General features: G+C 37.6%; 7 protein-coding genes and 2 tRNA genes. 2 read left to right on the forward strand and 7 right to left on the reverse strand.

What is annotated here, in order from left to right; all coding sequences use genetic code 11:
- Window positions 1-49: 49 nt before the first annotated feature.
- Window positions 50-123: transfer RNA gene (locus JOS54_RS06860), tRNA-Ile, on the forward strand.
- 26 nt (window positions 124-149) lie between these two features.
- A tRNA-Ala gene (locus JOS54_RS06865) sits at window positions 150-222 on the forward strand.
- A 56-nt stretch (window positions 223-278) separates the two neighbouring features.
- Here the strand turns inward: JOS54_RS06865 and JOS54_RS06870 are convergent.
- The 7 genes from JOS54_RS06870 to JOS54_RS06900 form a co-directional block, all read right to left on the reverse strand.
- A complete protein-coding gene (locus JOS54_RS06870) occupies window positions 279-728 on the reverse strand; it encodes a methylated-DNA--[protein]-cysteine S-methyltransferase (RefSeq protein WP_203244851.1) in 450 nt (149 codons plus the stop codon).
- A 55-nt stretch (window positions 729-783) separates the two neighbouring features.
- Window positions 784-2,070, reverse strand: a complete 1,287-nt coding sequence (locus JOS54_RS06875; protein ID WP_203244852.1) for a glycosyltransferase family 2 protein — start codon at window positions 2,068-2,070, stop codon at window positions 784-786.
- A 196-nt stretch (window positions 2,071-2,266) separates the two neighbouring features.
- Window positions 2,267-4,084: an ABC transporter ATP-binding protein gene (locus tag JOS54_RS06880; protein WP_203244853.1), complete on the reverse strand. Its 1,818-nt coding sequence runs from the start codon at window positions 4,082-4,084 to the stop codon at window positions 2,267-2,269.
- A gap of 9 nt (window positions 4,085-4,093) precedes the next feature.
- A complete protein-coding gene (locus JOS54_RS06885) occupies window positions 4,094-5,899 on the reverse strand; it encodes an ABC transporter ATP-binding protein (RefSeq protein ID WP_203244854.1) in 1,806 nt (601 codons plus the stop codon).
- A gap of 446 nt (window positions 5,900-6,345) precedes the next feature.
- Complete coding sequence (locus JOS54_RS06890; protein WP_203244855.1) at window positions 6,346-9,780, reverse strand: GbpC/Spa domain-containing protein; 3,435 nt, start codon at window positions 9,778-9,780, stop codon at window positions 6,346-6,348.
- A 627-nt stretch (window positions 9,781-10,407) separates the two neighbouring features.
- On the reverse strand, window positions 10,408-10,914 hold the full coding sequence (msrA, locus tag JOS54_RS06895; protein WP_203244856.1) for a peptide-methionine (S)-S-oxide reductase MsrA: 507 nt from the start codon (window positions 10,912-10,914) through the stop codon (window positions 10,408-10,410).
- Window positions 10,915-10,926: 12 nt separating this feature from the next.
- Entirely contained in the window at window positions 10,927-13,179 is a 2,253-nt protein-coding gene (locus JOS54_RS06900) for a Tex-like N-terminal domain-containing protein (RefSeq protein WP_203244857.1), read from the reverse strand.
- Window positions 13,180-13,266: the final 87 nt, after the last annotated feature.

Consider the following 13,266-nt stretch of genomic DNA (forward strand, 5'->3'; position numbering starts at 1 on the left):
GTTGACATTAAAAAAGGGCATTGGTATTATAGATAGGCATTCAATGAATGGGCCTGTAGCTCAGTTGGTTAGAGCGCACCCCTGATAAGGGTGAGGTCGCTGGTTCAAATCCATTCAGGCCCACTACTTTATTCATTGATATTAATCTTGGGGTTTTAGCTCAGCTGGGAGAGCACCTGCTTTGCAAGCAGGGGGTCAGGAGTTCGATCCTCCTAAGCTCCACTAATTTACTGAATACCGTTATTAGACGGTATTTTTTATATCTGGAGAAGAATTATTCATGGATTCTTCTCCAATTCCAATAAAGTCCGCTTCATTTCTTCACCATACAAATAACCACCCAAAGAGCCATCCTTTAAAATCACTCGATGGCAAGGCACCACAATCACAAATGGATTTCTATGAATTGCCTGTCCAACTGCTCGACAGGCTTTTCCTTTGCCTATTTTCCTAGCTATCTCTTGGTAAGTTCTTGTTTCACCATAAGGAATTTTTAATAAAGCTTTCCAGCAAGATTTTTGAAAAGAAGTTCCTTCAAAATGAAGCTTTAAATCAAAACTTTTTCTCTTACCGGCAAAATATTCCTCTAATTGATAGATTAGATGATTAGCTAACTTTGAACCAGCTTTTTTCCCTTCTTTTTGACTTAACAAAATACTATAAATCTCCTCATCTTTATGACGAACACAAAAACGATAAGCATTCACTGAAATAATTTCTTCTACCATAATCCTATCCTAATACTCAAAAACGTAGCAGTTATAAAAACTGTTACGTTCTAAATTACTTATCCTTCTTTTGTAACTGTTCGGTGGAGAAATGCTGAATTGGTGTCCATTCCACTTTCTTGAAAATCGCCACAATTGAAATTGGTATATACGATAAAAGATACACCGGGAACAATAAACAGGCACCCAATTTTTCAATTTTCGTTGCTGGAATTCGTTTCCATTCCTGAAGCGTTGTCACAAAAGCCATAAGGGTTAAACCAATCCAAGAACCACCAAACAACTTGATCAAATACCACAACATCTCATTTTGGAAAACAATCGCTACGTAATAGGGCATCACAGAAGAAGATACCAACACCCATAAAGCCGCAATAACCAAAGCTACCGTCAATAAAGACGAAGGCAGTACCGTCATTAAAATATCATAAAAAGCCAAGCGACGATTTTTTCCTTTGACTACACCACTTGCTAAAGGTCCAAGATAACGACCGTCAATTTGATAGAAGCCCTTTGCCCAACGAAGGCGTTGATGCCAAGCCTGTTTCCAAGTCGCCGGTTGTTCATCGTACAAAATAGCCGTATCACAATAGCCAATATGATAGCCTTGTAACGTACTAGCCACGGAGAACTGAATATCCTCGGTCAATAAATAATAAGGCCAACCCTCATTAATATTCATTAACTTCGTTGAAACCACGAAACCAGTACCCGAAATCATACATTGCGCACCCAACATCATGCGCGAATAATTCAAATGGCGAGCTTCATGCATAAACCAAAGCGAATAAGCTGCCGTTAACCAGTTTTGTCCAAAGTTCTTTGAATTGCGATAGGTTGTTATCGCATCATACTTGCCTGTATCAAAGGTCTTGTTCATTTCCTTTAAAAATTGGGAATCCACGATATTATCAGCATCAAAGACCACCACGGCATCATAATAACCTTGTCCTTTTAGATGAACTACCTTGTGATACATTTCATTCAAAGCATAGCCTTTGCCCTTTTTCTCCTCATTAAAGCGTTCAATCGCATACGCTCCATGATCTCTTGAAACTTGGGCTGTGTTATCAGTACAATTATCCGCTGTCACATAAATATCATACTTATCTTTCGGATAATCTTGCTTATTTAGACTGTCCAATAACTCACCAATGACGTTGCTTTCATTACGAGCAGAAATGAAAATCGCATAGCGATGGTTCTTTTTAGCATCTGGTACAACTGGAACTTTGTGTCTGAAAATACTATAAACAATATAGAAAAATTGGTATAGATACGCTGTCGTCATTATTAAAAAAATCACATCTGTAAATAACTCAAATTGGTCTAGAAAGCGCATAGAATCTCCTTATCAATGTTATTTGCACTTCTATCTTACCTATTTTATGTCTTTTCGCAAGTCTAGCCATTCTTAAGCCCTAGTAGCTTTACAGACTAAAAGTGCATTAAATACGCGCTTTTTTCACTCCATATAAGCATTTCTTATTTTTTTCTTAATTCTACAAAAAGGCTTAAGCACTTGCTTAAACCTCCGCTTATGACAAACTCTCTTGAATGGCTATTTCTTCAAATTGTCGTGTGTATAGACTAAAATAGTATCCCTTTTGTTTCATCAATTCCTTGTGTTTGCCTTGTTCTATAATCTTTCCATCTTTAAAGACTAAAATCACATCCGCATCCACAATCGTCGATAAACGATGCGCTATCACAAAAGAAGTACGCCCTTGAATCACTGTCGCAATCGCATCTTGAATCTTCTTTTCCGTTAATGTATCGATCGAAGCCGTCGCTTCATCCAATACCAATAAAGAAGGATCGGAAATAATCGCCCGGGCAAAAGAAATCAATTGTTTCTCACCGGTAGAAAGACTTCCACCCCCTTCACTAAGGATGGAATCTAAACCCTCTTCCAATTTCAAAACCACTTCATCCGCAGCCACTAATTTTAAAGCCGCCCAAATTTCTTCATCACTGGCATCTGGTTTTCCATAACGCATATTCTCACGAATGGTTCCTGAAAATAATTGCGGTGTTTGAAGCACATAGCCAATATTAGAATGAAGCCATAATTGCGAACGATCACGAGCATCTTTACCATCAATCAAAACCCGTCCACTCGTTGGTTCATAAAAGCGACAAACCAGATTCACTAAGGTTGATTTGCCGGCTCCCGTTTCCCCAACAATCGCTACATTCGTTCCATGTGGAATGTCTAAATTGAAATGTTCCAAAACTAATTCATCTCCATCCGGATATTGAAAGTTCACATCTTCAAAACGAACGTCCCCTTTTAATACCTCCCAATTTTCTTTCTTCGGATGGAAGGTATCACCATACTTTTCAACCACTTCATCACTATCTACAACATCGGATTGCGTACGCATCATCTTATCAAAACGTTCAATATTCACTTGGGTACTAATCACATAGGAAATTTCTTGAATTAAACCCTGAATCGGATCCATTAAACTAAGTGCATAAGTCATAAACACCGAAAGCGTTCCTAATTCAAAGATACCTTCTAAGGTTAAATACCCACCCTGCCAAAGAATAATGGCTAAAGCAACGGAACTTAATAAGCTTAAAATCGCATTGAAGCTACCCGCATAACGGGCTGTGCGAATAGATTCACGGTACATCTTATCAATATCACCTTGGAAATCTTTGCTCATTTCTTCTTCAATCACCATTGTTTTGATAGATTTGGCTCCCGTAATACCTTCATTTAAATCCGATGTGATAATTGAATTCAATTCACGCACACGTTGATTTTGAAGAATCAATCTCTTTTGGAAAAAAGTCACAATGAGAACGGCAATTGGTACTAATAAAATCACCCAGAAAGCAAGTTGAATATTCAACACCACCATATTCACTAGCACAAATACAATATACGTAAATTGCCAAACAATATCTATCATCACCCATGAAAACATTTCCCCAATACGACCTGTATCAGAAATCACCCGTGAATGAATGTAACCAACATTATTTTGATTAAAATAGGAAAATGATAAATTCTGCAAATGATTGAAACTGGCACTTCTTAAATCACGATTTACTTCTAATTCCATTTTAGCGGCTAAAAAGGTTGATTGACGATCGGATAACACCCTCATCAACATACAGACCAAATACAACAGAACAAAGATAACAACTGTATCCATTGTCCTTAATGCCACAAAATGATTAATAGCGTAACGATTGAACAAAGGAAATATTGAATCCGCAATAGAAGAAATCGTTCCTAAAGCAATCATTGCCAGCATTCTTTTCTTATGCATACGAATATAAGGCCAAATCCGAGGAATACCAAAATACTTCAAATGCGTTGTTTTTGTTTGTTCACTCATACTGACCTCCTATTCTGTCTGACGGGATTGTAATTCATAGATATGACGATAAGTACCCTCTTGTGCAAGAAGTTCTTCATGCGTCCCTCTTTGCACAATTCTTCCCTTATCGAAAATCACAATCTGATCAGCTTTCATTAAAGTTGAAATACGATGAGTAATTAAAATCACTGTGCTCTTCTTTGAGCCGTCATGGATAGCTTGACGAATCTTCGCATCCGTTTCAGCATCTACGGCAGATAAAGAATCATCGAAAACCATGATGGGTGTTTCTCTTATCAACATTTGCGCAATCGCTGTTCTTTGTTTCTGGCCGCCCGAAAGTGTTACCCCTCTTTCACCAACATAGGTTTCATAGCCCTTACTAAAGTGATTGATGGCTTCTTCCAAAGCTGCCGTTCGGGCAACCGCTTCAACTTCAACTTGTCCGGCTTCTTGTTTAGCAATACGAATATTTTCCTTTAAAGAACGTGAGAATAGATATGGTTCTTGTAAAACCATACCAATATTCTTACGTAACCAACGGGCTTGAATTTCATTCACATTCGTATCCCCAATAAGAATAGAACCTTGCCCTTCTTCCAATGTATACAGACGATTTAACAAGTACATTAAACTCGATTTACCAGAACCCGTTGCCCCTAAAATACCAATGGTTGTTCCAGCTTTAATATCTAAATTGATATCTTTTAACACCCATGGTAAATCCTTCCCATAACGGAAAGACACATGCCGGAAATGAATGTCTTGGTTCATAGCCACTTCTTTAGCTTCTGGTACATCTTTTTCTTCTTCTGAATTCATGATGTAGGCTAGACGGTCAATGGAAACACCCGCTTTTGACATATTGGAAATCACTCTTCCTAAAGAACGAATCGGCCATTCCAACATAACGTTATACGCCACAAAGGCAATATAGGAACCGGCACTCATCCAACCAAGAACCGTAAAATACGCACCAACTGTAATAATCGTTAGTTTTTGTAAAATGGATACCGTATCCATTCTCGCCCAAAACACCGAGAGTTCTCGTAAAATACCAATCCAAAGACCTGTGTAATATTTATTTTGCTTATCAAACCGCTCTTTTTCATACACTTCACGACCAAAGGCACGAACAACTCGAATTCCCGTTAGATTTTCTTGAACAATGCTGGATAGTACGCCTTCTTCTTCATCAGCTTTTTCAAATTGTTTGCTAAAACGTTGGCTAAAGCGAATCCCCAACCACACAATCAAGGGTGAAAACGCAAAGGCAATAATGGTTAACTGCCAGTTTTCTTGCACCATAAAAAAAGAAACGGTACAAACGAAAATCAAGGTACGAACCAATGCTAATAATTGCTGGGTTAAGAAATTACGAATGGTATCGACATCGGATGTCGCTCTTTGGATAATATCCCCAGTATGATTGGTGCCATGCCAAGCGTAAGGCAAGGATAAGATATGGTTGTATAAATCATGACGCATATTTCTGACAAGAGTCTCCGAGCCTTTTTGGTTATTGATTTCTGATAAATAGCGTAATACCATCGACAATAAAGCCACCCCAATAATTGCTAAAGCAATCATCCAAAGATTTTTTTGTAAGTACAAAACTCCACCAAACTTGTTCACGAGTTCATGTAAAAAAGGCGGTAATTTCGTTTCTTGTTGATCCAAAATCGCATCGACGGTATAGCCGATAATTCTTGGATTAATTAGTTGCAACACCGCCACCAAGAAGGAGAAAATAATTGACGCAAAAAAATAGCGCTTCGCCCCACGAACAAAATGTAACAATAACGAAGTCTTTGATGAAAATTTTTTCTTCATTTTCCCTCCTTTTTCATTGTTTACATTATAACCTAATTTTTATTAAAAGTGCTATTTACTAATCCTTTTCAAACCTAGAAATGAATCCCTTTTTCGATAATAACGATTTAGAAAAATCATTGTCCAAGAAAGAAAAACAACAATACCACAAGCATACAATACACACATCACTACATTCACTTTATCACGAAAATCACTAAACATTCATTGTTGATGCTATTTCCTTCCTTATTTGTGACTAGCCTTTTGCTATGTATCCATTGCATAGACTTTGATTGCCTAAAAGAGAATTTCCTCTTTTAGAATGATGTTCAATCATTGGTCTTAATGATGAACAAAGGATAGGAAAAAGCGGTCAACAAAAACTACTGTTAACCGCTAATTTAAGTATTAACCTACTTTATCAATCTACTTTCTTTTAATGAACTTTTTATTATGCCTACTGCTTACACTCTTTTTCTTCTCATGTAAGTCACACCTAGTCCTGCACTCGAAGCCAGTAACATCATGAACAATAGGGCAATATTACTGCTATCTCCTGTTCTTGGTGAATGTGGATTCTTTGGTTCAGGATTATGAGGAGTCTTTGGTGTTGGATTCTTCACTGTATTGGTGTCGTAATCATTTACTCCATCGTTGACTTTTGCTGTATTAGTAAGCGTTGCTCCGTTAACATCCTTATTTACCTTGACTGTGAACTTAACCGTCCAGCTTTCACCATTGGCTAGCTTCTTTGTCCACTTAACCATTCCGTTTTCATACTTGCCATTGTTATCGGCAGATACGAATTCAGTATGCTTTGGAAGCTTATCCGTGATGGTTACATCACGGTCTTCTCCTGTCGTATTCTTGTAGCTAATAGCGTAGGTTAATTCCTGTCCAGGTTGAACTTTCTTACCGTCAATGTTGGTAGTTGTTCCACCTGTAAATACTTTTTTCTCAGGTTCAGTTGGTGTAGGGTTATGCGTTTCATTCGTATCATACTCATTTGTTCCGTCATTGACCTTAGCTTTGTTATTGACAGGGGCTCCGTTAACGTCTTTATTTACCTTGACTGTAAACTTAACCGTAACACTCTTGTCTTTAGCGACATCCGCTGTCCATGTCACCTTACCATTTGCGTATTGTCCACCATTCTCTGCTGATACGAAGCTGGTATGAGCCGGGATAGTGTCGGTAATCGTCGCTTTAACATCTTTACCTGTGGTGTTCTTGTAGCTAATAGCGTAAGTCAGTTCCTGTTCTGGTTTCACTGCCTTACCATCGATGTTGGTAGTTGTTCCACCTGTGAACACTTCTTTCTTAGGTTCAGTTGGTGTAGGGTTATGCGTTTCATTCGTATCATACTCATTTTCACCATCGTTGATTTTGGCTTTGTTATCGACAGGGGCTCCGTTAACGTCTTTATTTACTTTGACGGTAAACTTAACCGTAACACTCTTTCCTTTAGCGACATCCGCTGTCCATGTCACTTTACCATTTTCATACTTACCGCCGTTTTCAGCTGATACGAAGCTTGTATGAGCCGGGATGGTATCGGTGATGGTTGCTTTAACATCTTTACCTGTGGTGTTCTTGTAGGTAACGGCGTAAGTCAATTCTTGTCCAGGTTTCACTGCCTTACCGTCGATGTTTGTTGTTGTGCCACCTGTGAAGACTTCTTTCTCAGGGTCAGTTGGTGTAGGGTTATGAGTTTTATTGGTAGTGAACTTGTTCTCCCCTGCATTTACCTTTGCCTCATTATCTACAGGTTTTCCGTTGATCTCCTTATCCACCTTTACCTTAAAACTTATTGTAAATGTTTCCCCGTCTCCCAGTGCTTTCTTTGTCCAAGTGATTACTCCCCCCGACTCTTTTCCGCCGTTATCTGCAGAACCTGCTACATATTTTGTATACTTCGGTATTTCATCTTTGATTTCAACGTCTTCCGCTTTTCCCGTCGTATTCTTATATGTCACTTTGTACAAAAGCTCATCTTCGCCTTTGACTTCTTTTCCGTCAATGCTAGTTGTCGTTCCCTTTGTATCAAATACATCTTTCTTCGGCTCCGTAGGATCAGGCGGGGTTTTAACCTCAACAGGCTTCGACTTAACGGAATACTCATTATCAATCTTCAAATCAAAATCATTTTTATACGTAGTTCCCGCTTTTATAACCTTTCCGATAATTACAGGTGATGTGATTTTTACTTCTTTATTCAAATCCGCATTAACAGTTTTTATGAAGTCCGATTTTGCCCTAAATTCAACGGTATTTGTCCCTTGATTATATTTCACCTCATAACTTGAATTCGCCTGTTTTGTGCCGGCTAAATCCATTTCATATCCATTCGGTAATTTATCACTGAACACCAGTGATTCGATTTTTTCATGACCGGCAGGAAGGTTCGCTACATTCAGGCTGAACTTTACAACTGAATTCTTTGCAACTGTACCGTTGTTAATATTATCTCCTGCTGTATTGGTTACCTTCTTTTCAACAGGTGGCTGATAGAACAGTACATCGTAATGATAATTTGCCTGTATATGTATATTAGGGCATTGTGGTTGCACTGGAGGTGTTGGTTTTGTTGGTGGCACAGGTTTCAATGGAACATCTTTAGCCTTTACTTTAGAATTTAATGCAAACCATATATTACCTCTGTAAGTAGAATCCATCTCATACGAAATGTTACTACCTGTTGCTTTACCAACAATTGCTCCATACCATGCATTAGGAGAAGTATCAGTATCCCAATCACCTTTATCAAAAGCTGATCCCTTACTTTTTAGAGCATTATTTGAATTAGAATATGCCCCATTCCCTGCTTGTTTTTTAATAGATGAATTTGCAATTTCGATAAGTTCCCCATTAAAATTAAGAACTCTTTCGATACCTTCTTTTGGTATACCATTTTCATCACGATTTAATGATGAAAAATTTAACAATGCTCCTGTCATATCGATTTGTTTATTCTTTGAATCAAAGAATTTAACATTAACCCCTATATTAGTTTTTCCAAAAAAATCAACATACCAAATAGTGTTGGTAGGATCTTGTTTGATAATAGCAGGAATTTTATTTGGTAGTGGAGAAGTTGATTTAAGTGTATACTCGAAAACAACCTTTGAGATCTTAACTCCATTTATACTAGAATTTTGAAGATTTGTATACGTAGCAGTAGTTACTTTCCCTTTTTCAAAAATAACCCTTGAGTCTCCCGAAACAATTTCAAGTGGATGTCCAGGAAATCCTTCATTAAGAGCAGTAAACCATGAAAAGCCCATATTATCAAAATTTCCCCAAGATTTTACTTCATTAAGCAAACCTTCCTTAGTATATACTTTTGACCCTGAAATACTAAGTTTCGCATTTGGCTCGTTATTAAATACAAGTATTTGCGATGCTGGTACTGTTAAGTACCCGTCTTCATGTATTTTCTTCTGAAGCTCAGCCATTTTTTTGTTGTAATCAACCATGTCGACGTCATACTTTTTCTTGTCTTTTTCGTATTGAGCAAAATCTTGATCATACTTCTTTTTTAATTTTTCATACTTTTGTTGCTTTGCATCACAATCCTTTTTCTTTTGGATTTCTCCATTGATAGCCTTAATTTGTTCTTCATAATCTTTTTTTATTTCGGCTATCTTGGTATCAACCTCTGTTTTGGATTTTGCTACGCCTTTATCCACATCAGCACCTTTTTTAATAGGTACTCCTGCATCTTTTGCGGCTTTTACAGCCTTCTCCAATTCTGTTTTATCCACATTGGTTTCAATTCCCTTTGTGGAGTCTGCTGCGAAAGCCTGCATGCCCGTTGTGGACATCGTACCAAATAACATTAAGCATGACATCACAATAGTCAGCAGTTTTTTGCCCACAATTCTAAGCTTTGATTTCATAATTTTTCCTCCTTGTATCATCTATTTATTAACAACTATGGACTGTTTAAACAGTCTAGTTAAAATGCCCTAAGCTTAGGCTACAGGGTAGACAATCGATTTGTAGCTTGATTTTTTCAAGTGGCGGTTTTTTGATCCGTTTTATTCTGAAATCTATCCGTCTTTTCACTTGGTTCACCTCCTGTTTTTTTCTATTTGTTTTAAGTACCGTAGTTTTTGGTTTGATTAAGGTCTTTTCAAACTTGAAACACCACCTTTTTCAATGTTTTATCCAGTATTTCTAGTATGGAATGGGTTGGATTTTAATTCAGACTTTTTAGTCCACTTATGCTATACTCGTATCAAAGTATATTTAGGCTTTAAAATGGGATTTTTATGATTAGGTTTTTATTAAATTTAGGTGGATTTTAAAGTCTACTTTTTTTGACAGTTTCTATGAATGTTCTATGAATGTTCAGTGAAAATGTCCCAAGAAAAGACAGAGAATATCCAGATGGATGGTGAAAAGAAGAGTTTGTCCTAATCTTCCAGTCGGATTAAATGTTACATAATGGTCTATCGAAAAAGGCATCTTACTAGATGCCTACAAAAGAATTTCTTTACTCGTTAAAGAAGAGAATTTCTATTTTAATGATGATTTAACGCTTCTATCTTTTGATAAATACCAAAAGGAATATGACAATATCCCCTTGGATTTTTTTCTAAATAACGTTGATGGTATTCCTCGGCTGGATAAAAGACTTCTAATTTATGAATAGATACATAGAAAGAGTTGTATTTTCTCTTTTCAAGGGCAAAATATTCTTCAAGGATAGCTTTGTCTTCCTCGTTTTCATAGTACACACCAGGCAAATATTGATCACCAATATCATTCCCCTGACCATTCTCCTGTTCCACACAAACAAAGAGAAAGAATGCTTTTAAAATGGTTTTTAAATCCACTTCATCACTATCATACTTCAATTCCACGGCTTCTTTATAGCCGGTCAATCCCGTGCAAACCTCTTGATAGCTTGGATTATCACCATATCCATTCACATAGCCGACCTTTGTGTCCATTATACCTTTTAATAAACGAAAAGCTTTTTCAACACCCCAGAAACAACCACCCGCCATTACAATTTTCTTTTCCATAAACACTCTCTCTTAGTGCTTCTTAAAGCGAGCGGTTAAACGTGATAACGCATCTTCCATCGTTACTTCTTTTTTCTTTGGTTTATGATGTTTAGAAGATTTACGATACTTCACTTGTGCATCTCTTTCTTGTAGCTTATCTAACGGTAATAACGATAACTGAACACGTTCACGATTGGTATCAATCGCATATACCCAAACGGTCACAATATCCCCAACGGATAAAATCTCACTTGGATGCTTGAATTTCTTCATTGCCATGTGCGATATATGGGCTAAACCGTCTTCATGTAAACCAATATCAATGAAAGCCCCAAAGTCAACTACATTGCGAACCGTACCACTTAACCGGTCCCCTACATGAAGATCTTCTAAACTTAGAACATCACTCTTCAACAAAGCCCCGTCAAACTGATCACGATAATCACGCAATGGCTGACGAATCGCTTCTTCAATGTCCTTTAATGTATAGGCATCAATCCCTAAATTCTTATCCTTTGAACCATCGATAACAATATCTTCTTGACCTAATTGAGTAATCCCGTAGGCTTCCATAACCTTACGAGCCGCTTCATAACTTTCTGGATGAATAGAGGTTTGATCTAATGGTTCTTCGCCACCTTTGATACGCAAGAAACCGGCGGATTGGGTATACGCCTTAGGACCTAGCTTCTTAACTTTTAATAATTGTTTACGATTGGTGAAACGACCATTTTCATTACGATAATTCACAATTTCTTGAGCGATTCCGGCATTTAAACCGGAAATATGGGTCAATAATTCCTTTGAAGCCGTGTTTAAGTCTGCCCCTGTTCGGTTGACCACTTTCATCGTTGCTTCTTCTAAGCGTTCCGATAGTTTCTTTTGTGGTAAATCGTGTTGATACTGACCGACACCGATGGATTGCGGATCAATCTTAATCAATTCCGCCAGTGGATCCAACAAGCGTCTACCAATGGATACAGCCGATCTTTCTTCAACGGCTAAATCAGGAAATTCAAGCCGAGCTTCCTCTTGCGCTGACCAAACGGAAGCACCTGCTTCCGAAACAATCGCATACGCAATATCCAATTGATTTTCACGTATAACATCAGCCACTAACTTTTCAGATTCACGAGAAGCAGTACCATTACCAATCGCGACAATTTGAACTTGGTATTTTTGCATCAAAGTCAGTAATTTCTTCTTAGAAGTTTCCACATCCTCTCCCTTTTTCGAGAATGGAAAAATCTTTTGTACCGTAAGTAGCTTTCCCGTTTCATCAATCACCGCTAATTTACAACCATTGAAATATCCCGGGTCAAAGCCCAATACCACTCTTCCCTTCAAAGGAGCTTGACTTAATAGCTTCTCTAAATTCATGGAGAAAATTTCAATCGACTTACCTTGTGCTCTCTCACTTAAGTCCGAACGAATTTCTCTTTCAATCGAAGGAAATAGTAATCGCTCACAACCATCTTTTGAAGCTAAGGCTAACTGTTCTTGAGCAACCGTTTTTTCGCCTTTCAACAATTCTTCCAAGGCTTCTTTTTCTAAATAATCCTTGTCATACACAAAGGAAACGGTAATCACTTTTTCCTTTTCGGCTCGATCCATCGCCATCACACGATGGTCTGCCACATAACTAATTTTTTCACTACGATCATAATACATTTCATAAGTACGCTTCTCATCTTTTGCGTCTTTTTTTAACCTGGTTTGAAGTTGTCCTGAGGTTAAAATAAACTCTTTAAAACGCCAACGCTGTTTCGCTTTATCCGACACAAATTCAGCAATAATATCTCTTGCTCCCTGTAGGGCTTCTTCAACACTTGGCACATTTTCATTCACAAACTTCTCAGCCGCTTGTTCTACACTGGCTTCCACCGGTAAAGCCAATAACCAATCCGCCAATGGTTGTAGCCCTTTCTTAACCGCCTCGGTCGCTCTTGTCTTTTTCTTCTGAGCATAAGGACGATAAACATCTTCTACTTGCGATAACTTCTCACAAGCCTTAACTTCCTTTTCTAATTCAGGTGTTAATTTACCCTGTTCGGCAATCAACTTTAAAACCGCTTCTTTTCTTTCAGCTAATTTGTTTTGATAATCAAATTGTTTCTGAATAAAAAAAATCTGCTCTTCATCCAATCCCTTCGTCGCCTCTTTACGATAACGGGCAATAAAAGGAACGGTATTTCCTTCTTGTAATAAGGATAAGCTGTGTTCCACCTGTTCTAATTGTATTTGTAATTCTTTTGCGATATTTTGAATGATTTGTTCGTTCATAATTTTTCTCCTTACTTTATTATCATACCATTATTTTTTTCGATAAAAATTTTGATATACTGATAAGGGAATAAGGAGGTATTATTG

This window comes from Bulleidia sp. zg-1006, from assembly GCF_016812035.1.
Taxonomy (GTDB): Bacteria; Bacillota_I; Bacilli_A; order Erysipelotrichales; family Erysipelotrichaceae; genus Bulleidia.